Origin of the sequence: Nocardiopsis sp. NPDC058789, from assembly GCF_042745575.1 — a bacterium.
Taxonomy (GTDB): domain Bacteria; phylum Actinomycetota; class Actinomycetes; order Streptosporangiales; family Streptosporangiaceae; genus Nocardiopsis; species Nocardiopsis eucommiae.
This window is the reverse complement of record NZ_JBHYOW010000019.1, coordinates 21946-44054: the sequence shown is the minus strand read 5'-3', so window position 1 is coordinate 44054 and position 22109 is coordinate 21946. Positions and strand designations below refer to the sequence as shown.

The following is a 22109-nucleotide window of genomic DNA, read 5'->3' as shown; positions in this document are numbered from 1 at the left end:
ACGCGGATAGGTGGGCGCCGGACGTCAGCCGCTGAGGCCCAGGATCAGCAGGAGCAGCAACAGAATGATGATGGTGACCAGTACCGCCGGGATCACCCAGCCCTGCTGGAGGATCGAGTCCTGCTGGCTCGGCCGCTGGTGCGGCGTGTGGTGCGGTGTGTAGGTCTGGTTCGGGTTGACCGCCCCGGTCATCATCGGGTTCGCGCCCTGGTGCACGGCGTGCGGCTGGTGGTGCGGACCCGGGGCGCCCGGCCTCGGGTTGGACATCCCCGGGTGGGCGCCGAATCCGCCGTGCCGGGGGTTCGAGCTCATCGGGTGGCCCATCTGTCCCGGGCGGGGGTTCGAGGTCCCCGGCTGCGGACCGAGGGGGCGCGGGTTGGACACGCCCGGCGGATACCCCATGCCCGGCTGTCCGCCGGTCTGCGGGTACTGCGGGGCCTGCGGGTGCACGGGGGGCAGCGGGTTGCCGTTGAGCAGGCCGGTCTGCGCCACCCGCTCGCCCTGCTGGAGCGCGTCGTCGGCGTCGTTGGAGGCACCGACCGGGCCGTCGTGGCCGAGCAGCCGCATGAGCAGCGTCTGGGCGTTCGGGCGGCGGTTCGGGTCCTTGTCCAGGCACGACTCCACGATCGGCCGCAGCGCCTCGTCCACCCCGTCCAGGTCCGGCGGGGCGCTCACCACGCGGTGCACGACCGCCGGGACGGTGTCCGAACCGAACGGTGCGCGGCCCGTCGAGGAGAACGCGATCACACAGCCCCAGGCGAAGATGTCGCACTTGTCGGTGATCCCGCGGCCCTCGATCTGCTCGGGCGCCATGTAGGAGGGCGTGCCGACGATCGAGTTGGTCATCGTGGCGGTGCCGTCGTCCACCCGGGCGATGCCGAAGTCGATCACGCGCGGGCCGTCCGGGCCCAGCAGCACGTTCCCGGGCTTGAAGTCGCGGTGGACGATCCCCGCCTTGTGGATGGCCACGAGCGCCGTGGCGGTGGAGACGGCCAGGCGCTGGAGCGCGGCGCCGCGCACCGTCCTGCCCTTGGCCACCGTCTCCTGGAGGTCCTTGCCCGGCACGAACTCGCTGACCACGTAGGGAGGGTCGCTGTCGAGCTGGGCGTCGATGATCGCCGCCGTGCAGAAGGACGCGACCCGCTGGGCGGCCCGCACCTCCTTCTCGAACCGCTTGCGCAGGTCGGCGTCGGCGGACCACTGGTCGTTGAGGACCTTGACCGCGTACTCGTCGCCGTTCCCGTCCTCAGCGAGGTAGACGACCCCCTGGCCGCCCTTCCCCAGTCGTCCGGTCACGCTGTATTCGCCGAACGCGGAGGGGTCGCTCGGCAGTAGCGATTCGGGACCGGGCATCGATGTCCTCCTGGGAGGTGGGCTTGAGCGGGGGCGCAGCATCAGGGTAACGGGGAAGGGACGCCGGGTGGGGCCGCGACCAGTCGCGGCCCCGAAGGAGTCCCCTCACCCGGGTGTACCGGATATGACTGCTGAAACGCGGAGTTCGTTCCCCTCCCCGCCCAACCTTTTCCCAGCGTTCAGGAGAGCGTGCGCGCCTCGTCCACCAGCAGGACCGGAATCCCGTCGCGGATGGGGTAGGCCAGGCCGCTCTCGTCACAGACCAGTTCGTCGGTCTCCGGGTCGTGGCGCAGCGGGGCCTGGCTCTGCGGGCAGGCCAGGATCTCCAGCAGCCAGCCGTCGATCTTCGTGCTCATGGTTCTCGTTCCTCGTGTGATGGCCGTGTCAGGCGCGGACGATGGCCAGGACCTCGTCGCGCAGGCGCGCCACGGCGGTGTCGTCCGGGGCCTCGACGTTGAGCCGCAGGAGCGGCTCGGTGTTGGAGGCGCGCAGGTTGAACCACGCGCCGTCCGCCAGGGTGACGCTGAGGCCGTCGAGCTCGTCGACGGTCACCCCGTCCCGGTCCCCGAACGCGGCGCGCACCGCGGCCATGCGACCGGCGGCGTCGTCGACCTTGGAGTTGACCTCCCCCGAGGCCGCGTACCGGGAGTACTCCTCCGTGATCCGCGAGAGCGGACGGTCGTCCGCGCCCAGAACACGCAGGACGTGCATGGCCGCGAGCATACCCGTGTCGGCCTTCCAGAAGTCCCGGAAGTAGTAGTGCGCGGAGTGCTCCCCGCCGAAGATCGCACCGGTCTCGGCCATGGTCGCCTTGATGAAGGAGTGGCCGACACGGGTGCGCACGGGCCTGCCGCCGCGCTCGGTGACGATCTCGGGGACCGCCGCCGAGGTGATGAGGTTGTGGATGACCGTGCCGCCGGGCTCGCGCTTGAGTTCCTCGGAGGCGACCAGCGCGGTCACGGCGGACGGGGAGACGGGCTCGCCCCGCTCGTCGATCACGAAGCAGCGGTCGGCGTCGCCGTCGAAGGCCAGGCCGAGGTCGGCGCCGGTCTCACGCACCTTGGCCTGGAGGTCGACCAGGTTGTCGGGGTCCAGGGGGTTGGCCGGGTGGTTGGGGAAGGTGCCGTCCAGCTCGAAGTACAGCGGGACGACGTCCAGCGGCAGGCCCTGTTCCAGGACGGCCGGGACGGTGAGGCCGCCCATGCCGTTGCCCGCGTCCACGACGACCCTGAGCGGACGGGAGCCGGTGAGGTCGACGAGCTGCCGGAGGTAGTCCGCGTAACCGGGCAGCAGGTCCCGCTCGGTGACGGTGCCCCTCGGGCCCTCGTGGGCGTTCGGGTCCTCGGCCCCGGACAGGAAGTCCTCCGCGAGCCCGCGGACGTCGGCCAGCCCGGTCTCGGCGCTGATCGGAGCGGCGCCCGCGCGGCACATCTTGATGCCGTTGTACTCGGCCGGGTTGTGGCTGGCGGTGAACATCGCGCCGGGCAGGTCCAGGGAGCCCGATCCGTAGTACAGGAGGTCGGTGGAGCCGAGTCCGGCGAAGACGACGTCCACGCCCTGGGAGGTGACGCCGTCCGCGAAGGCGCGGGCGAGCTCCGGTGAGGAGGGGCGCATGTCGTGGGAGACCACGACGGCGGGTCCGCCGACCACCCGGGCGAAGGCGGCACCGATCGCGTGGGCGATCCCGGCGTTGAAGGTGTCCGGGATCACACCGCGTACGTCGTATGCCTTGAAGATGCTTCCGAGGTCAGCCACGTCTGCTCCGGCCAGGTCGATCCTGCGACGATTCGGTCCAGCGCCCCGTCGTTCGAGCGCCGTACAAAACTAGCAAGACCGGGCCGGGTCAGCCGTTCGGGTGGTGTGGCGGGCGTTGCTCACCCCGGTCGGACTTGACCACGCGCAGGTGGCCCCGGCGCAGCGTCTCGTGGCCCTCCCCCACGGGTTCGCCGGGGGACGGCTCTTGACGCGCGGGCGGCCGCGCCGCCTCACGTACGGCGTCGGCGAGGGCCTCCAGGTCATCGCTGCCGGGACCACCTCCCGACGTCTCGACCGGAAGCCGAACGACCTCCCAGCCACGCGGCGCGGTCAACCGTTCGGCGTGGATCGCGCACAGGTCGTAACAGTGCGGTTCCACGTAGGCGGCGAGCGGACCGAGGACGGCGGTGGAGTCGGCGTAGACGTACGTGAGCGTGAATACGGCGGGCTGCCTGCACGCGGTGCGGGAACAGCGTCGAACATGGCTCACAGCGTTTGACTGTATGCCTTTACCGAGGGACACGCCAGCATCGTCCCATGACCTGCACAGTTTTTGGGCGACTGTTCTTGACCCGGGAGGGTCGACGTCCGATTCTTCCGTGGCGCCAGGACTTCGCGCAGGGCCCGCGATGGCTTAGTCTCGAAGTGTGCGACGAGTGCGCCTTTCCAGTGGCCAACCAGACAGAGTGCGGCGCCGGGACCGCCGGGGCCGGGGCATCCGCGGTCCCCTCGTGCCCTCCGACCTGCCCGTCTCCCGGAGCCGGGCGCAGGCCTTCGACGACCTCGTCCTGGACGCGGTCGAACGCCTCGAACGCCTGTGGGCGCGTGAGCTGGCGAACGTCGACTTCCTCGTGGAGGACGTTCCCCCGATCCCGCCTCACGGCGACCTGACCGAGGCGATCCCCTTCTCCCGCCTGGAGAGCGAACCCACGGGCCGCGCGCGGATCATCGTCTACCGGCGCCCGGTGGAGATCAGGACCAAGGATCCCGAGGAGCTGGCCCTCCTCGTCCACGAGACCGTGGTCGAGGAAGTGGCCAACCTGCTCGGCGTCGAACCCGAGTCCGTGGACCCGGAGAACTGATCACACCTCGTCGAGCGACCTCTCCAGCTCGTCCAGGCAGGAGCGCCAGCCCTCCGCCGTGCGCTCCGCCCAGTCCCGGCCCGTGAACGTGTGTGCCAGCACCAGCCGCCCGTCCTCCTCCAGGGTGAGGCGGAGCTGGTGCTCGCCCGTCTCCGCGTCGAACTCCCGGAAGCCGAACACCCGTGGCGGGTCCACCTCCGTGACCACGGCCGTCGTCTCCTGACCCTCCCCGTCGTCGAAGGCGATCTCGCCGCCGACCCGCAGGTCCAGCTGGTCGACCGCCATCGGGTACCACCGGCTCAGTTCGGCGGGCTCCGTGAGGGCCCGCCACACCCGCTCCACGGGTCGCCCGAGGTCCCGTTCCAGCGTCAGCGTCCACCTGTCGTCACCCAGCGACTCCAGCCGCGTCTCGCCCATGCCGCCCCCTTCGACCGATCCCTCTCGCTGACCTCACTACCCACATCCGCCCCTCCCCCACCCGGAGCTCCTCCCGCCACCCGCGTGGAAGGGGGCGCGCCCGAGCCGTGGGAGGAGGCGGTCAGGGAACGATGCCGGTCATGCTGTCGCGGACCACGGGCAGCTGGACCCTCACGGGGGCGGGGGTGACGGGCAGGACGCTGACGCCGTCGCCCGAGCGCAGGACCCGGGCCGCGTAGACCGGTCCGGAGTCCTCCAGCAGCTCCAGGCGGACCGCGTAGCCGTCCTCGGGGTCGGCGCCCGAGGGGACCCCCCAGCCCTCGGTGTCGGTGCCGAACACGTGGGTGGTTCCGGCGGCGACCTCGGCGCGGGCGGCGTCGCCCATGCTCCCGTCGGCGGCGATCGGGGTGGCCACCACCTGGGCGTCCTGGTCCGGGGCTCCCAGCACCAGCTCCACGTCGAGGTCCTCGGGCATGTCCGCGATGACGGCCGTGGTGTCGAGCGGCCCCGTGAGGGGGTCGACGGCGGCCGTGTAGGCGGTCTCCACGACCTTCCCGTCGTCCGCGGCCTCCGCGATCACTCCGGCGACCACGGCGCCGTCGGCCTCGACGACGACCGTTCCGGGGGCCTCCGCCAGGGAGCCCTCCAGGCTCAGCCAGGCGGACGCCGCGGGCGGGACGTTCAGGACCAGGGGCTCGTCGTCGGTGCCGTTGGGCTCCTCGGTCACCACGCGCACGCGGGCCTCGACCGGAGCGTCACCGGGCGCCGCCACGAACAGGCGGCGCGTGCCCTCGCCCCCGGGCACCCCGGGGATCACGTGCTCCTCGTCGGGCGCGCGGGTCGGCGGGACCCAGTCAGCGTTCCCCGAGGAGTGTTCCGCGAGCAGGGACGCGGCGACGCGGCCGGTGCTGGTGCGCACGTGGACGCCGAGGGAACCGGTGTTCTGGATGAGCTCCGTGACGTCGAGTTCGGTCGACTCCCCCGGACCGAGGTGGATACCCCGGCTGTCCGCGGAGTAGGAGGGCCCCTCCATGGTGTAGAGGTCGACGCTGACCGTGGCCCGGAAGTCCTCCGGGTTGGCCAGGTGCACGGTGAGGGTCTCCAGGTCGACGTCGTCGGGGTCGTCAGCGCCGGGCAGGGCGAACCAGGTCCCGATCGACGGTGCGGCGCAGCGGACCTCGGTGACGCCGTCATCGGAGACGGTGGTCTGCGCGGAGTCGAGTCCGGAGGCCAGCGAGCCCTCGGCGTGCAGGGCGGTGGGCCGGGTGGCGTCCCCGGTGTCGGTACTCCAGACCCGCCCGGGTTCGGTGAGCTCCTCCCCGAGAACGTCGGTGTCGGGCCCGTCCCCGTCCACCCGGGACAGCGGGACGGCCCACAGCCGGCCCTCGTCGTCGCGGCTGACCCGGGGGGCGAAGGCAGCGATCGAGCTGTCGGCGTCGTCGGACGGCTCGTGCGGGGCCGGGCAGACCCGTGACGCCAGGTCCGGGCGGACGGTCTCGGGCTCGGACACCCCGAGCTCGGCGTTGACCGGCCGGATCACGAACGCCACCCCGAACAGGGCGAGCAGGGCCAGAGCGACCAGCCCGAACAGGGCGAACCGGTTCTCCACGATCAGTCGCATGTCCTACCCCTCGTCCTCGGTGCCCGCTCGGCGCCTGGGCGCCCTGCGGGTCCCGGCGCGTCGTGTGCCCCGCGTCCCACGGCGCCTGCCCCGGATGACGGGGAGGGAGCCCGTGGTGGTCGGTCCGGGATCCGGTTCCGGCGGTTCCGGCTGGTCCTCCGGCTTCTGTTCCGGCGCCTGGTCCCGGGCCTTCTCCTGAGCCCTCTCCTGAGCCCTCTCCGGGGCCACGCGGCGGGACCTGCCCGTGCGGCGGGGTCGGCGGGGCCTGGGCATCGGAGTGGCCTCGATGAGCCTGCGCTCCTCCTCCGTCCGCACGCCCGGTGCGGCGAGCACCGCCACGATCAGCAGCAGCACTCCCTGGGTGATCCACCAGGCGGTGTGCACGAGGTCGGTGTGCCACACCCGCAGGTCGCCGCCGTGTACCGGCAGGGCCCACGCCTGGGTCCCGTTCTCGGTGTCGACCGGGGTGAGTTCGGCGCCGTCCAGGGTGGCCCGCCATCCGCCGTCGGCGGGTTCCGCGAGGGCGAGGCGACGGCCGGTGTGGCCCCCGCCGATCTCGGCGGTGAGCTGGTCGGCGGGGCCCTCCACGCGCAGCGCCTCGGCTTCGAGGCCGTCCTCGGAGACCGTGCGCAGCACACCCGTGGGTTCCGCGACCCGCCAGAGGCCGTAGTGGTCGGACAGTGACTGACGTCCGAGGCCCGGGGTGCCGTCGAGGGTGTCGACCATGGTCGCGTCGGCCGGCCCCCCGAGTTCCGGGCGCGGGTAGAGCACGTACTGGACGCCGTGGTCGAGCAGGGTGACCAGTTGGTCGCTGCCCTGGCCCGCGGCGAGCTCCGCGACGGCCTGGTCCATCGCGGCACGGGTGCCGGGTTCGGGAACGACGCGCTCCTCCCCCAGCCGGGGTTCGCGGCCCCGGACCACCACGTAGTCCACGGCGCCGTCGTCGGCGGGGGTGACGATGACGGTGCGGGGTTCGGTGCCGTCCGCGCTCACGCTCTCCAGGGCCCCGGGCACGGAGCGGGGCGCGTTCGCGGTCATCGGTCCGTCCACGCCCTCCCACATCCACAGGGCCGCCGCCGAGACGGGGGTGGCCAGCGCGAGCAGGGCCACGGCCAGCGCGAAGTACCTCCGGAGGCCGCCGTGGCGAATCATGTTCCCGAAGGCGCGGGCCGCCGTCGCGGCCGTCAGGAGGACGGCGGTGGCGGCGAAGGACAGCGCGACGCCCGGCCAGACCAGGGCGGGCGGGCCGCCGAAGTAGGGCTCGATGACGATCCTGCTGGTCAGGACGGCGACGAGCATCCCGAACAGGGCGAGGCTCCAGCCCGCCGCGACCAGCATGCGGTTGCGGAGCAGCAGCAGGGAGCACAGGGCGGCGGCGATGAATCCGGCGGTCACCCAGACCGGGGGCGTTCCGGGTCCGCCCGGGGAGAGCATGAGCAGTTCCGTGGGGGTCGCCCCGGGGTTGGACAGCTCGGGCCGGTGCAGCCCCGCCTCCAGCAGCCACAGGCTGGGGTGCGTCAGGAGTTCGAGGGTCCACGGCATGAGGAGCACCGCGGGCGTGCCCAGGCTGATGCCCATGCTGACGAAGATCCGGCGCCCCAGGTGCCCGAAGGCGACCGCGGCCAGGACTCCGGTGACCAGGCACAGGAGCCAGACTATGGGCACGAACGCGGTGGCCACGGTGAGCGCCAGGCCCAGGCCCCAAGCGGCCCTGCGCGAGGACTTCGGCGGCATGGAGACCAGGCGGACCAGCAGCAGGCCGAGGATGGGCAGCAGCGCGTGGACGAGGGCCGTGCCCAGCCTGCCCTGCGCGACGGCGCCGGTGGCCATGGGGAGCAGGGCGTAGGCCCCGGCCATCCACAGCCGGGCCGGGCGGAAGCGCAGCACCTCGCGGGCGAGCAGGTAGGAGGTGAGACCGGCCAGCGGCACGCAGCCCAGCAGGATCACCATGACAGCGATCCACGGCTGGCCGAGTGTGAGGGTGGACAGCAGCGCGAGGAACCCGACGTAGGGCGGGACGACCCCGGCCGAGCCCACTCCGCTGTCCGGGTGACCCGCCAGGTAGAGGTTCCACAGGTCGAGGGCGTTGCCGGTGACCGGGGGCAGGGCGCCGCCGCCGAGCATCCCGCCGAGGAGGAGGGAGCGTTCGGCGACGAGCGTCACCACGGTCAGGCCGATGACCAGCAGGACCCCCGGTTGGAGGACCACGCGGCGCAGGAAGGACGTGGAGTCGTCGGCGGGGCCGTCGTCCTCCTCGCCCGGAGGGGCGGTGACCGCCTGGTGGCGTCCGGCGGTGTCAGCCATCCGCTCCCCGGTGAGGACCGCGGTGACGGCGTCGGCGAACTGCCGCACGGCCACCCCCCGGGCGAGGAACGGGCGGATCGCACTGTAGGTGCGGCGCCGGTCGCGGCGCCGCCGGAACCGGGCCCGGGCCAGGCGGAACGGCCGACCGTAGACGAGGGTGATCGCGGCGGCCTCGTCCAGGGCGTTGGCGGGTTGCTTGATGAGCAGGTACATGACCACGCGCAGCAGCGAGCCCACGGAGTTGCGCAGCAGCGCGAACACCATGCCGCCGACGGGCAGGTTGGCCAGGAGAACGAACACGGCGTGCCTGCGGTCCACCCGGCGGGGGTGGTTGCGGGTGGCGGTGATCCTCCTGCGGCGTCGGGCCGAGGCCTCCGCGTGGTAGGCGACGGCGTCGGTGACCAGGCGGACCCGGAGCCCGGCGCCGCCGACGCGCCAGCAGAAGTCGATGTCGTCGCGGAAGAGCGGCAGCGCCGGGTCGAATCCGCCGAGGCGCTGCCACACGTCACGGCGGACCAGCATCCCCGCGCTGGAGACCGCCAGGACCTGGCGGGTGCCGTCGTGCTGGCCGTGGTCGAACTCGCGCTGCTCCAGCCCGGTCTCGCGGCGGCCGGCGCCGTCGATGGTGACGCCCGCCTCGACGAGGAGGCGGCGGTCGAACCAGTCGCGGAGCTTGGGGCCCAGCACGGCGCTGCGCGGGTCCTGGTCGGCGGCGGCGAGCAGGTGTTCGAGGGCGTCCTTCTCCGGGGTGAGGTCGTCGTGGATGAGCCAGATCCACTCGGTGGCGTCGTCCTCGAAGCCCTGCACCTCGGTGGTGGACCTGGGCAGGTCCAGCGCGGCCTTGACGGCGTCGCCGTATCCGGTGCGGGCGGGCAGGTCGATGACGGCGTCGGCGGGAAGGTGGTCCGCGAGGACGTCGGGGCTGCCGTCGGTGCTGCCCGTGTCGGCGGCCACCACCCGCTGTACGGCGCGGGTCTGGGCTCGGAGCGCGGACAGGGTTTCCGACAGCCATCGTGAGCCGTCGTGGGACACGATGACCGCGGTGACGACGTGGCGGGCGGAATCCAGGTCAAGCACGGCTGTGGTCGGGTCTCTCCGGGAGAAGGGGCGGGCCCGTGCGCGGGCCCGGGGTGTGCCGACCGGAGCGGTCGGTGGGCGCCTCAGTGCGCCGGGGCGGTTCGCGGAGGCGAACGCGGGACATCACGATACGCCACCGCACACCATTACGGATCATTTTGGTCGAGGGCGCGAGGGGCGACCATAGCGGTGCATTAGGCGCCCAGCGGACCTGACGGACCAATCAGGCCCAAGGGCCCGAAGGGTACGGAACATGAAAAAGGCGCGCCCGGGCTCGTGGCCCGGACGCGCCGTGACGCGTACCCCTACAGCATGTCCGCCAGGAAATCGAAATCTCCCCCGGCGGCCTTCTTCAGCCGTCGACGCTCGCGCTCGGAGAGTCCCCCCCAGATGCCGAAGCGTTCGTCATGCTCCAGCGCGTACTCCAGGCACTCCGCACGTACCTCGCACGACTGGCAGACCTTCTTGGCCTCCCGTGTCGAGCCGCCCTTCTCGGGGAAGAACGCCTCCGGGTCCGTCTGCGCGCACAGGGCACGTTCCTGCCAGCCCAGATCCTCGTCCGAGCCGTGCGCCAGCGGGATGACCTCGCTCATGCGCACCTCCTGTAGCCCCCCAATAGATGTCCCCGACCCTTTTCGTCCCCCAGGCCGGGTGGAAATCCCACAAGGGAATTACACGCGGACGCTTCACCGTGAGTCAAGCGCCCTGCGTGGTAATCCACTGAATATCATGTAACGAACCTCCGGCGGCAGGCCCGCGATGTCCGTTCTGCGGATTACCACGCAATTCACGTACCTTCCCCAGGTGCGGAGAGCGCGGCGTTCGGAGCCGGTTCAGCGCTGGCCGTCGTTGCCGTACCAGTTCTGCTGGCCGTCGGTGCCGCCCTGTCCTTGCTGGTCAGAGCCGTATCCGGCGCCGGAACCGTACTGGGCTCCGTAGCCGCCACCACTCTGATCGGTGGCCTCGGCACCATTGTTCTCACCGGAGTTAAAGAATGGTTCAACTCCGGGGGCGGCCTGGGCGTCCTGCCCCTGCTGGGCCTGCGCCTGGGCGGCCGGGTCCTGGTACCAGCCGTTGGCGATGGCGTCCTGGGCCTGCTGGTCGGCGGCGGGCTGCGGCGCGTACTGCGACGGGTCGTAGGCCTGGCCGTAGGCGGCCTGCTGCTGCGCGGCGGCGTCCTGACCGTAGGCGGCCTGCTGACCCGAGGGGTCGTAGCCGTACGCCTGCTGCTGGGCCTGGGCGTCGTAACCGTAGGCCTGCTGGGCACCGGTCCCGTACGCCTGCTGCTGCGCGGCCACGTCGTAACCGTACGCCTGCTGCTGCGCGGCGGCGTCCTGACCGTAGGCCTGCTGGGCACCGGTCCCGTACGCCTGCTGCTGGGCAGCCACGTCCTGACCGTACGCCTGCTGCTGCGCGGCGGGGTCCTGACCGTAGGCGGCCTGCTGCGCGGCGGCGTCCTGACCGTACGCGGCCTGCTGACCCGAGGGGTCGTAGCCGTACGCCTGCTGGGCACCGGTCCCGTACGCCTGCTGCTGCGCGGCCACGTCCTGACCGTACGCCTGCTGCTGCGCGGCGAGGTCCTGACCGTAGGCGGCCTGCTGGCCCGAGGGGTCGTAGCCGTACGCCTGCTGCTGGGCGGCCGGGTCGGCCGTCTGGTAGCCGGTCGGAGCGAAGGACTGCTGCGCACCGGTCGCGGGCGGGAACGGCTGCTGGTTGTACACCTGCTGCTGCGGCTGCGCGCGGGGAACCACGGTGGGGTCGTTGAAGATCTTGATCAGGTAGAACCCGAAGAAGCCGAGCACGGCGCCCTGCACCGCGCGGCCCAGGAACCCGGCGAAGGCCACGCCGCCCTCGCCCGGACGGATGTCGATGAAACCGCTGATCAGCGCGATCAGGCAGAACAGCAGACCGACGCCGACCAGGACCATCGAGGTCAGGATCACCGGGAAGGAACTGGGGCGGGTCCGCTCACTGGTCAGGACCAGGGCGACCGCGGCCGCGAGCAGGAGGGTGACGGTGAATCCGTAGAAGTCGCCGCCGTTCGCCACCATCGCCAGCGGGAAGCTGTAACCCTGCGCGCTGGAGTTGATGATCACCGAGATGAGCCCGGCCAGCATGTGGACGCCCAGAGCCCCCAGCAGGACCCAGGCCCCGGGCAGGCGCAGGCGGTCGAGTGTTTCGTTGTTCAAGAGAGGTTCCCCTCTGCTGCTTCGCCGTCGCGTCGGAGGAAGCTTGGCATATCGTCGGGCTGTCGGGTGAATCGGCCGAAACGCGCTCGACAGGACGTGGGGACACCGAGCGCGGGGCCGTTGAAGTGGGATGGTGACCGCCGTCCGTTGGTTCACACACCGTCGGTCCCGGATCGGTCACGCTGGATCGTACCCACGGAGGGGCAGACGACCCATACTCGCCCCCAGCCTGCCAGACTTGGGCGCATGCGGATAGTCGTACCGGCTGGCGGTATCGGCGGCGCGCGTTTCCTCCGTGGTCTCAGGGCCGCCATGGGGATCGACGCCGCGACCGAGTCCGACCAGGCCACAGACCACCAGATCACCGTCATCGGGAACACCGGTGACGACATCACCCTCTTCGGTCTCCGGATCTGCCCGGATCTGGACACCGTCATGTACACCCTCGGCGGCGGGATCAACGAGGAGCAGGGCTGGGGCCGTGCCGACGAGACCTTCACGGTCAAGGAGGAGCTCGCGGCGTACGGGATGAAGCCCACCTGGTTCGGGCTGGGTGACCGCGACACCGCCACCCACATCGTCCGGGCGCAGATGATCGCCGCCGGGTACCCGCTCTCCGCGATCACCACGGCGCTGTGCGACCGCTGGCGGCCGGGCGTCCGGCTCCTCCCGATGACGGACGACCAGGTCGAGACGCACGTGATCGTCAACGACGAGGACGGGCGGCGGGCGATCCACTTCCAGGAGTGGTGGATCCGACACCGGGCCGCGCTGCCCGCCGAACAGATCATCAGCATGGGCGCCGAGAAGGCCAAGCCCGCCCCCGGCGTGGTCCGTGCCATCCGCAACGCCGACGCGGTGATCATCCCGCCGTCCAACCCCGTGGTGAGCGTGGGTTCGATCCTCAACATCGAGGGCATCCGCGAGGCCATGGTGGGCAGGACCGTGGTGGGTGTCTCGCCGATCATCGGCGGAGCCCCCGTGCGCGGCATGGCCGACGCCTGCCTGAGCGCCATCGGAGTGGAGACCGGCGCGGGCCCGGTGGCCGAGCACCTCGGCTCCGACCTGCTGGACGGCTGGCTGGTGGACGAGGTCGACGCCGACACCCGGGTGGACGGCGTGGAGGTGCGCTCCCGCCCGCTGTACATGAACGACCCGGAGAGCACCGAGGCGATCGCCCAGGCCGCACTGGACCTGGCCGTCGAGCTCTCCGAGCGCGGGGAGTCGGCCCGGTGAGCGTCGAGACGCGAACGGAGCGGGGCCGGGTGGACGGGCCACCGGTGAGCGAGCTGCGGGTACGCGGGCTGCCCGGCATCCCCGAGGTGCGCGCCGGCGACGACCTGGCGGCGCTGATCTCCGAGGCCGTGGCCGCTTCCGGCCAATCCCTGGTGGACGGCGACGTCCTGGTGGTCACCTCCAAGATCGTCAGCAAGGCCGAGGGCCGCTCCCAGCCGGGAGACGACCGTGAGGCCGCGATCGACGCCGAGACCGAGCGCGTGGTGGCGCGGATGGGCCACATCCGGATCGCCCAGCACCGTTCCGGCCTGGTCATGGCCGCCGCCGGGGTGGACGCCTCCAACGTCGCCCCGGGCACGGTGCTCCTGCTGCCCGAGGACCCCGACGCCTCCGCGCGCGCCCTGCGGGCACAGCTGGCCGAGCTCCTGGGCGTGCGCGTGGGTGTGGTGGTCTCGGACACGTTCGGCCGCCCCTGGCGGATGGGCCAGACCGACGTGGCGATCGGCGCGGCCGGGATCACCCCGGTGCAGGACCTGCGCGGCACCACCGACGCCCAGGGCAACGTCATGGAGGCCACGATCAACGCGGTGGCCGACGAGGTCGCCGCCGCCGGTGAGCTGGTCAAGGGCAAGGCCTCCGGGGTCCCCGTCGCCGTGGTGTCGGGCCTGGTCGGCCTGGTCACCGAGGAGGACGGCCCCGGGGCGGCGGAGCTGATCCGCCCGGCCGACGACGACCTGTTCCGCTACGGTTCCAGGGACGTCGTGGCGGCCCGGCGGACGGTGCGCTCCTTCACCGAACGGCCGGTCGACCCGGCCCTGGTGCGCCGCGCGGTGGCCACCGCCGTGACCGCCCCCGCACCGCACCACACGACCCCCTGGCGGTTCGTCCTGGTGGAGTCGCCGGACACCCGTGAGCGGCTGCTCGACTCGATGCTGCGGGCCTGGGTGGAGGACCTGCGCCGCGACGGCTTCACCGAGGAGCAGATCGCGCGGCGGACCAGGCGCGGCGACGTGCTGCGCGGCGCGCCCAGCCTGGTGGTGCCGTTCCTGGTCGCGGACGGGGCGCACCCGTATCCGGACGAGCGCCGCGCGGACGCCGAGCGGTCGATGTTCCTGGTGGCCATGGGCGCGGGGGTGCAGAGCCTGCTGGTGGGCCTGGCGATGGAGGGCCTGGGCTCCGCGTGGATCTCCTCCACCATGTTCTGCGCCGACGTGGTGCGCGAGGTCCTGGAGGTGCCCGAGGACTGGCGTCCGATGGGCGCGGTGGCCGTGGGCTACGCGGCCGAGGCCCCGAAGGAGCGCCCGCCCCGGGACCCGGACGCCTTCATGGTGGTGCGCTGACCCCCGAGTGGAGGACGGCGCGTCCTCCGTCGTGACCCGACCCCGCCCCGGCATGCTGGGGCGGGGTCGGGGCCGTCGGGGGGAGCCGGGATGTCCGTTCAGCACTACGTGATCGCCACGCTGGTCGTGGTGGTCGCGGTCATCGTGGGCCAGCTGATCGCCGGACGGATCAGGATCCCGGGAGCGGTGGTCCTGGTGGTGCTGGGCATGCTCCTGGGAATCGTGCCGTGGATGCACTCGATGTCCATCACTCCCGAGGTCATCCTCCTGGTCTTCCTGCCGCCGCTGATCTACAACGCGGCGTTCTTCTCCTCCCCCAGGGACATGCGCGAACTGGCGCGGCCCATCATCGTGATGTCGGTCGGGATGACGCTGGCGACGGCGTTCGGGCTGGCCGCGGTCATCCACCTGCTCATCCCGGCCGCGGGCTGGCCCGCCGCCATCGCGTTGGGCGCGGCGATCGCGCCGACCGACGCCGTGGCGGCCTCCGCGATCCTCAAACGCGTGGGCACGCCGCGTCGGGTGCTGACCATCCTGGAGGGTGAGTCCCTGATCAACGACGGGGTCGCCCTGACCCTCTTCAGCCTGGCCATCACCGCCATGATGCGCCCGCTCACCCCGGGGGACGCCCTGCTGGAACTGGGCAGGGTCGTGGTGGGCGGGCTGCTCTACGGCGCCGTGGTAGCGGTGCTGATCGCGTGGGGGCGCAACCGGATCCAGGACCCCTCACTCCAGTTGATGACGGTGCTCATCACACCGTTCGTGGCCTACATCCCCTCCGAGATGGCAGGGTTCTCCGGGGTGCTGTCAGCGGTCGTGGCCGGGTTCTACCTGGGTACCCACGGTGAGGGTCTGCTGCCGCCACGGGTGAGGGCGAGCGGGCAGACCATCTGGGGCACCCTGGTGAGCCTGCTGGAGGCGATGCTGTTCGTGCTTCTGGGGTTGCAGTTGGACGCCGTGCTGCGGGCGGTACGGGCGAACTACTCGATCACGGACCTGGTGGTGGCGGCGCTCGTGGTGACCGCCACCGCCATGGTGCTGCGCATGGTGCTGATGATGTTCCTGACGTCGTTGCAGCGCTTCGTCTCCCGGTCCCCGCTGGACGTGTCGGGCTTCCGGGAGCGCGTGGCGATCGGGTGGAGCGGAATGCGCGGCGCGATCTCCCTGGCGATCGCGCTGTCCCTGCCCGCGACCCTGAACGGGCAGCAGTTCACCGAGCGGGGCGCGCTGATCTTCATCGCCGGCGTGGTCGTGATGGGCACGCTCCTGACGCAGGGCACGACACTGCCGTGGCTGCTGCGCAAGCTGCGACTGTCCGACGAGGGCACCCGTCACCGGGAGTTCCTGCGGGCCGAGTACGAGATGGACTGCGCCGCCGTGCGCAAGGTGGACGAGATGCTCACCGGGGGCGAGCTGGACGACCGGTCGGCGGACGCCATGCGTGACCGCTTCAGCAAGAGGATCGGGCACGTGAAGGGGTTGCTGGACGAGGGGGACCTCGACCGGGTGAAGGAGGACGCCCGGGACCGCAGGGAGACCCTCACCCAGATCAACCAGGCCCGACGGGACTCCCTCATCTCCCTGTACCGCTCGGGGGACATCGACCACGACGTGTTCACGAAGCTCGCCCGGGACATGGACATCCGGGACGGCGGGCCCGGCCAGTACGGAGTGTGACTGGTACCGGGTGCCCAAGAAAACCGCAAACTTTCCTAACCGTTTCCGTTGACCTTCGCGGAACGCAACTTTAAAGTTTCCTAACAATTACCGGCTCACAGAGCACGCCTTCGTCACCCCGCTCGACGAAAGGAGCACTCCCCATGCTCAGCCCCCGGAAGTCCAGGCTCGCGATCCTCAGCGGCCTCGCCGCCGTGGCCACAGCGTTCGTCACCTCCGTCGGTGCCCTGGCCCCCGAACCGGCACAGGCCTCGACGGATCCCGTCGAGACCCAGCAGACCAGCCAGTGGCTCACCGGCTACTGGCACAACTTCGACAACGGCTCCACCGTGATGCCGCTCTCCGAGATCCCCAGCGAGTACAACCTCGTGGCGGTCGCCTTCGCCGACAACCATCCCCAGCTCGACGGCGGCATCACCTTCAACCTGGCCAGCGACGAGCTCGACGGCTACACCGACGCGCAGTTCCGCGAGGACATCGCCGCCATCCAGGCCGAGGGCCGCAAGGTGATCATCTCCGTAGGCGGCGAGCTCGGCCACGTGGACGTCACCAACCCCACCCAGGCGCAGAACTTCGCGGACACCACCCACGAGCTCATGCAGGACTACGGGTTCGACGGTGTGGACATCGACCTGGAGCACGGCATCAACGCCGAGCACATGACCAGCGCCCTACAGGACCTCAGCGGCCAGGCGGGGCCCGGGCTCATCATCACGATGGCGCCCCAGACCATCGACTTCCAGAGCCCCAGCGCCGGGTACTACCAGCTGGCCAGCAACATCTCCGACATCCTCACCATCGTGAACATGCAGTACTACAACTCGGGCTCCATGCTCGGTTGTGACGACAGCGTCTACCAGCAGGGCACGAGCGACTTCGTCGCCGCGCTGGCCTGCATCCAGCTGGAGATGGGCCTGAGCCCCGACCAGGTCGGCCTGGGCCTGCCCGCCGTGCCCTCCGCGGCCGGAGGCGGCTACCTGGCCCCGAGCGGCATCATCTCCGCCCTGGACTGCCTGGAGACCGGAACCGACTGCGGCTCCTACTCCCCCACCACCCCGTACGGGCCGATCGGCGGCGTGATGACCTGGTCCATCAACTGGGACGCCACCAACAACTACGACTTCGCCAACACCATCTCGGCCCGACTCCAGTAACCCCCCAGCCCGCGGGTCCACTCCCATCCCGCGGACAGCGCCCCGTCGCCTCACTCCCATCCCCGACGGGCCGCCCGAGAAAAAAGGGGCGGGACGCCACCCCCCGGCGTCCCGCCCCTCCTTCGTGGCCCGCTCCTCGAAATCCGATGAATGGCGCCAAGCTGGCACGTCATAGCATGAGCGGAAATTGCCCCAGACTCATGAAGCGGCAAATCACTCGACTCCCGAACAAACTGCACAGGCATAAGCATGTGCAGTTCGAGTCCTCTCCGTGACCTACAGAACCCGAGGTCAGAACCTCTGGAACCTCCCGAGAGAACCTCTGGATCCCCTCGGGTAAAAATCTTCCACGCCCTCCTGTGGAAAACTCAAGAGCGCACGGTTGAACACGTACAGTGCTGTGACATGGATGCGGTTGGCCGATTTCTGCCATCCACGGGATCACGGCATAATCAGGCCTTCAATGGGCACGTCTAATCCCCCGCCCCAGGCCTGAAAGGAAACCCATGGAACGTCTCTGGGAGGTCGACCCCTCAGCACTCTTCGCGAGGCGTCTGGGCAAGACCGCAGCGGAACTCAAGGCCAGCAGGTTCAACGACGACTGCCCCGAGATCTGGGAGCTCGACAACGGCGACGTGGCCGTGGTGGGGCGCGACGCGACCGAACTCTTCCGGGACCGACTCCCCACCGGCCTCCGGGTGGGGAGCGACGAGCGCCTGGTGGTGATCCCGGGGATCATGCTCCGATCCGCCAAGAAGGACATCAGCGATGCCTGACGCCACTCCCTTCCATGCCGTTCGCGCGTCTCCCGGACGCGAGTTGGACCGTCGCGCCTACCACGCGGACGCGGCGCGAGTCCGCGCCGACCCGGACATCGTCGGAGACTCCTGGAAGCTGGAGCGGTCCCAGGTCTTCCACGAGGACGGCGACCCGGCGTGGGAGGCCTACCAGGAGGGTGACTGGGCCAGGGTGGCCCGGATCTTCGAGAGCGAGCGCCCCGACCTGGAACGCCAACGGAGGAGCTACACGCAGCAAGGAGTGCACCTGCGCCGGGTCCGGATCGTCGAGACCCCGATCACCCCGTATCTTCGGTGGGAGATGTTGAGCCACCGCGTTTTCGTCGAGAGCGGGTACGAGATCGGTGTTCTGGATGCCGAGCAGGTCGGGGAGTTCGAGCGGGAGTCACCCCTCCCGGAACTCGTGGTCTACGGAGGAGAGGTCGTCTACCAGGTTCGCTACGACGAACGCTGGACCCCCATCGGAGCCAAGCGGATCGACGACCCTGAGCTCGCCCGAACCCTGTCCGAGGCCATCGCCGACCTCTACCGCAGGTCCGAACCCCTGCTCGAGTTCTACGACAGGGAGGTCCGTCCGCGTGTCCCGGCCGTCGGCCGACCGGAGCACGCCCGTTCCGCCGTCAGCGGCTGACCGGGGCGCCGCGAGGATCCTCCCGGCTGTCGTCGTCGTACTGGTGGTACTCGCCGGACTCGCGCTGACCCTCGTCTCACCCCTGGGTCTGCGCGTTTTCGGCGGTACGAACAAGGAGTGGGAACGACTGAGTCTCATCGGCCAGACCTACGGGGCGATCTCCGCGTTGATCGCGGTGCTCGCGCTCCTCGGTGTGATCGTGACCCTCGTCTACCAGGCCCGTGAACTGCGCAGAGCGGCGGACGACAGCCGCCGTCAGGCCATGGGCGACCTCCTGCGAATGGCCATGTCCGACCCCGACCTCGACGAGTGCTGGGGGCCGGTCGACGGCGAGGACGACGCCAGGGCCCGCAAGCAGCTCATGTACACGAACATGATCGTCACGCAGTGGGGCACCTCGTTCCGGGCCGGGGCGACCCCCGAGAAACGCCTGCACCGCAACGCCCTGGAGATGTTCCGGGGCGAGGTCGGCCGGGACTACTGGGCGCAGGCCCGGACCAGTCGCCTGTCCGCGCCAGCGAGCAGGGCCGACGCCAGGTTCAACCAGATCCTCGACGACGCCTACCGTGCGGCGCTGGCCGAGGCCCCGGCCCCCGTGCCGAGGCGGGTACCCCCGCGCCCCGACACACGGCCCCGGTCCCAGCTGCGCCGAGCCGCCCCGGCCCTCCTGGCCTTCGGGCTGGGCGGCGTGGTGACCGGTGCGGTCCTCACCGCGCTGGGGCGTCGCGACGCCTGACCGGGGTGCGGGGCGCGCTCGGCGTCCCGCACCCTCCGTTCCTGGTCAGGCCATCGGCAGCTGGGGCCGCAGGATGCTCGCGGCCACGCCGTCGCTGGCCTCCGCGACTCGGCGGCGCTCCTCCGGGACGGTCCCGTAGAGGGTGGTGCGCTGACGGACCGGGCGGCCCGTGGGCTCGACGAGGGCCCTGATGTCACTGATGGTCTTGTAGGAACCCTGGCCGGAACCGGCCATGCGGCTGATGGTCTCCTCCATCAGGGTGCCGCCCACGTCGTTGACTCCCCCGCGCAGCAGCTGACGGAAGGTGTCCTCCGCGAGCTTGACCCAGGAGCCCTGGATGTTGTCGATGCTCCCGTGCAGGAGGAGTCGGGCCAGGGCGTGCACCGCGCGGTTCTCCCGGACGGTCGGCCCCGTGCGGGCCAGCCCGGCGAGGTAGATCGGCGCGTTGGTGTGCACGAACGGCAGCGGAACGAACTCCGTGAAGCCGGGCCTGCCGTTGCGCTCCATGGACCGTTCCTGGAGCGACCGCAGCAGCTTGATGTGCGCCACCCAGTGGTGCGGGGAGTCCACGTGCCCGTACATCATCGTGGACGTGGTCGGGATGCCCAGGTCGTGGGCGCTCGTGATGACCTCGATCCACTCGCTGGCCGGGAGCTTGCCCTTGGTGAGCACCCACCGGACCTCGTCGTCGAGGATCTCGGCGGCGGTCCCCGGGATCGACCCCAGTCCGGCCTCGCGGGCGCGGGTCAGCCACTCGCGCACGGACAGGTTGGTCCGGGCGGCGCCGTTGACCACCTCCATTGGGCTGAAGGCGTGGACGTGCATGTCGGGGACGCGCTCGCGGACGGCGGCGGCGATGTCGAAGTAGGCGGTCCCGGGCAGGTCCGGGTGGATGCCGCCCTGCATGCACACCTCGGTGGCCCCCGCCTTCCAGGCCTCCTCGGCGCGGTCGGCCACCTGGTCGAGGGAGAGCGTGTAGGCGTCGGCGTCGGTGCGCCGCTGGGCGAACGCGCAGAACCGGCAGCCGGTGTAGCAGACGTTCGTGAAGTTGATGTTCCTGGTCACGACGTAGGTGACGTCGTCGCCCACGGTGTCGCGGCGGACCCGGTCGGCCAGGTCGGTGAGCGCGTCCAGGGCGTCCCCGTCGGCGTGCAGCAGGGCCAACGCCTCGGAGTCGCCGAGTCCGGCCGGGTCGTTCTCGGCGCTGCGCAGTGCGGCGGCGATCTCGGGGTCCAGGCGTCGGGGTGTGGCCCCCTTCCGGTCCACTCCGGAGGCCAGTTCGTCCCAGTCGCCGTAGACCGCGTCGAAGTCGCCGCGCCGGTCACCGGTGCGGCCCTCGCCGTCGATCTCCGTGTGCAGGTCGGTGCGGCCCGAGGAGACCAGGACCGCCTCCGGCTCCTGCCAGGGGCGGCCCACCAGGGGTGCGTCCTCGCGGGCCAGGCCGGTCTCCGGGTCCACCAGGGCGTGGACGTGCTCGCGCAGGCGCGGGTCGACCCAGGGCTCTCCCGCCCGGATGTACTCGGGGTACACGGTGAGGCGCTCACGCAGGTCGAAGCCCTGGGCGGCGGTGCGGGCGGCGAGGTCGTCGATCTGCGGCCAGGGGCGCTCGGGGTTGACGTGGTCGGCGGTGAGCGGAGAGACACCGCCCCAGTCGTCGATGCCCGCGCGGATCATCAGTGCGTACTCGTCCACGCCTCCCCGGTCCGCGCCGATGAGGTTGGGCGGGGCCTGCACGTGGGCCCGGGGCCCCATGACGAGGCGGGTGACCGCGATGGTGGCGGCCATCATGTCGCGTTCGGCGTCGGGCCGGTGCATCATCGCGGTGTCCGGCTTGGCCCGGAAGTTCTGCACGATGACCTCCTGCACGCCGCCGTAGCGGCGGGAGACCCCGCGCATCGCGAAGATCGACTCCGCGCGGTCCGCGACCGTCTCACCGATCCCGAGCAGGATGCCGGTCGTGAAGGGGACGCTGGAGCGCCCGGCGTCCTCCAGGGCGCGCAGCCGCACGGCGGGGTCCTTGTCGGGGCTGCCGTAGTGGGGCTGGCCCTTCTCGGTGAACAGCCGCCGGGAGGTGGTCTCCAGCATCATCCCCATGGAGGGGGCGACGGGCTTGAGCCGCTGGAGGTCGGACCAGGTCAGCACCCCGGGGTTGAGGTGCGGGAGCAGACCGGTCTCTTCCAGGATCATGATCGCCATGGCGCGCACGTAGGAGAGGGTGTCGTCGTAGCCGCGCGAGTTGAGCCACTCGGCGGCCTGCTTCCAGCGGTCCTCGGGCCGGTCTCCCAGGGTGATGAGGACTTCCTTGCAGCCCAGGGCGGCGCCCTCGCGGGCGACCTCCAGGACCTCGTCCGGCGACATGAAGGGCGCGTCGAGACGCCCGGGGACCGTGGCGAAGGTGCAGTAGTGGCAGCGGTCGCGGCACAGGCGGGTCAGGGGGACGAAGACCTTGCGGCTGTAGGTGATGACGCCGGGGCGGCCCGCCGCCTCCAGGCCCGCGTCGCGGACCCGTCCCGCGTACTCCAGGAGTTGGTCGAGGTCCTCGTCCCGGGCGTGCAGCAGTACCTCCGCCTCGGTGACGTCGAGGGTCTTGCCGTCCCGGGCACGGGCCAGGGCCCTGCGCGTGACGGATGCCGTCGGGGTGGGGATGGGGGCAGGGTCGTTCGCACCACTCATAAGCGATCACCCTACGCGCCCGGTCGGTTTCGGTCGCGGGCGCCACCCGGTCGGGCCTGTGGACAAC

18 protein-coding genes are annotated in these 22109 nt (G+C 71.2%); 8 read left to right on the top strand and 10 right to left on the bottom strand.

What is annotated here, in order from left to right; all coding sequences use genetic code 11:
* Positions 1 to 24: 24 nt before the first annotated feature.
* The 4 genes from ACFW3L_RS23180 to ACFW3L_RS23165 form a co-directional block, all read right to left on the bottom strand.
* Positions 25 to 1353: a protein kinase gene (locus ACFW3L_RS23180; protein ID WP_378744877.1), complete on the bottom strand. Its 1329-nt coding sequence runs from the start codon at positions 1351 to 1353 to the stop codon at positions 25 to 27.
* Positions 1354 to 1532: 179 nt separating this feature from the next.
* Positions 1533 to 1709, bottom strand: coding sequence for a Trm112 family protein (locus tag ACFW3L_RS23175; protein WP_357768719.1), 177 nt, complete (start codon positions 1707 to 1709; stop codon positions 1533 to 1535).
* Between the two features lie 28 nt (positions 1710 to 1737).
* Positions 1738 to 3108, bottom strand: a complete 1371-nt coding sequence (locus tag ACFW3L_RS23170) for a phosphomannomutase/phosphoglucomutase (RefSeq protein ID WP_378744863.1) — start codon at positions 3106 to 3108, stop codon at positions 1738 to 1740.
* 88 nt (positions 3109 to 3196) lie between these two features.
* Positions 3197 to 3598, bottom strand: a complete 402-nt coding sequence (locus ACFW3L_RS23165; protein WP_017542446.1) for a DUF3499 domain-containing protein — start codon at positions 3596 to 3598, stop codon at positions 3197 to 3199.
* 196 nt (positions 3599 to 3794) lie between these two features.
* Between ACFW3L_RS23165 and ACFW3L_RS23160 the strand changes: the two genes are divergently transcribed.
* Positions 3795 to 4190, top strand: coding sequence for a metallopeptidase family protein (locus ACFW3L_RS23160; RefSeq protein WP_378744850.1), 396 nt, complete (start codon positions 3795 to 3797; stop codon positions 4188 to 4190).
* Here the strand turns inward: ACFW3L_RS23160 and ACFW3L_RS23155 are convergent, their stop codons facing one another.
* From ACFW3L_RS23155 to ACFW3L_RS23135, 5 genes are all read right to left on the bottom strand, one after another.
* Positions 4191 to 4607: an SRPBCC domain-containing protein gene (locus ACFW3L_RS23155; RefSeq protein WP_378744842.1), complete on the bottom strand. Its 417-nt coding sequence runs from the start codon at positions 4605 to 4607 to the stop codon at positions 4191 to 4193. It abuts the gene before it with no gap.
* Between the two features lie 121 nt (positions 4608 to 4728).
* The gene (locus ACFW3L_RS23150; RefSeq protein WP_378744832.1) at positions 4729 to 6228 is read right to left on the bottom strand and encodes a DUF5719 family protein; all 1500 of its coding nucleotides are present in this window, start codon (positions 6226 to 6228) and stop codon (positions 4729 to 4731) included.
* A 3-nt stretch (positions 6229 to 6231) separates the two neighbouring features.
* A complete protein-coding gene (locus ACFW3L_RS23145) occupies positions 6232 to 9609 on the bottom strand; it encodes a glycosyltransferase (RefSeq protein ID WP_378744827.1) in 3378 nt (1125 codons plus the stop codon).
* A 305-nt stretch (positions 9610 to 9914) separates the two neighbouring features.
* Positions 9915 to 10202 (bottom strand): WhiB family transcriptional regulator, encoded by a 288-nt coding sequence (locus tag ACFW3L_RS23140; protein WP_014908913.1) that lies wholly within the window; start codon positions 10200 to 10202, stop codon positions 9915 to 9917.
* 240 nt (positions 10203 to 10442) lie between these two features.
* Positions 10443 to 11798, bottom strand: a complete 1356-nt coding sequence (locus tag ACFW3L_RS23135) for a hypothetical protein (RefSeq protein ID WP_378744813.1) — start codon at positions 11796 to 11798, stop codon at positions 10443 to 10445.
* A 246-nt stretch (positions 11799 to 12044) separates the two neighbouring features.
* On the opposite strand from ACFW3L_RS23135, the gene cofD reads away from it, so the two are divergent.
* The 7 genes from cofD to ACFW3L_RS23100 all read left to right on the top strand — a co-directional run bounded on the left by cofD (position 12045) and on the right by ACFW3L_RS23100 (position 19369).
* Positions 12045 to 13034 carry a 2-phospho-L-lactate transferase gene (cofD, locus tag ACFW3L_RS23130; protein WP_378744808.1) on the top strand — a complete coding sequence of 330 codons (990 nt, stop codon included), beginning with the start codon at positions 12045 to 12047 and terminating at the stop codon, positions 13032 to 13034.
* 44 nt (positions 13035 to 13078) lie between these two features.
* Positions 13079 to 14374: a coenzyme F420-0:L-glutamate ligase gene (locus ACFW3L_RS23125; RefSeq protein WP_378745067.1), complete on the top strand. Its 1296-nt coding sequence runs from the start codon at positions 13079 to 13081 to the stop codon at positions 14372 to 14374.
* A 90-nt stretch (positions 14375 to 14464) separates the two neighbouring features.
* Positions 14465 to 16051, top strand: a complete 1587-nt coding sequence (locus ACFW3L_RS23120; RefSeq protein ID WP_378744803.1) for a Na+/H+ antiporter — start codon at positions 14465 to 14467, stop codon at positions 16049 to 16051.
* 143 nt (positions 16052 to 16194) lie between these two features.
* Positions 16195 to 17205, top strand: a complete 1011-nt coding sequence (locus ACFW3L_RS23115) for a chitinase (protein ID WP_378744797.1) — start codon at positions 16195 to 16197, stop codon at positions 17203 to 17205.
* A gap of 506 nt (positions 17206 to 17711) precedes the next feature.
* Entirely contained in the window at positions 17712 to 17981 is a 270-nt protein-coding gene (locus ACFW3L_RS23110; RefSeq protein ID WP_378744792.1) for a hypothetical protein, read from the top strand.
* Positions 17974 to 18633 carry a DUF6879 family protein gene (locus ACFW3L_RS23105; protein ID WP_378744787.1) on the top strand — a complete coding sequence of 220 codons (660 nt, stop codon included), beginning with the start codon at positions 17974 to 17976 and terminating at the stop codon, positions 18631 to 18633. Before ACFW3L_RS23110 ends, ACFW3L_RS23105 begins: the two co-directional genes overlap by 8 nt.
* Positions 18581 to 19369, top strand: a complete 789-nt coding sequence (locus ACFW3L_RS23100) for a DUF6082 family protein (RefSeq protein WP_378744781.1) — start codon at positions 18581 to 18583, stop codon at positions 19367 to 19369. Before ACFW3L_RS23105 ends, ACFW3L_RS23100 begins: the two co-directional genes overlap by 53 nt.
* A gap of 45 nt (positions 19370 to 19414) precedes the next feature.
* On the opposite strand, the gene ACFW3L_RS23095 is transcribed toward ACFW3L_RS23100, so the two are convergent.
* Positions 19415 to 22042 carry a bifunctional FO biosynthesis protein CofGH gene (locus ACFW3L_RS23095; RefSeq protein ID WP_378744772.1) on the bottom strand — a complete coding sequence of 876 codons (2628 nt, stop codon included), beginning with the start codon at positions 22040 to 22042 and terminating at the stop codon, positions 19415 to 19417.
* Positions 22043 to 22109: the final 67 nt, after the last annotated feature.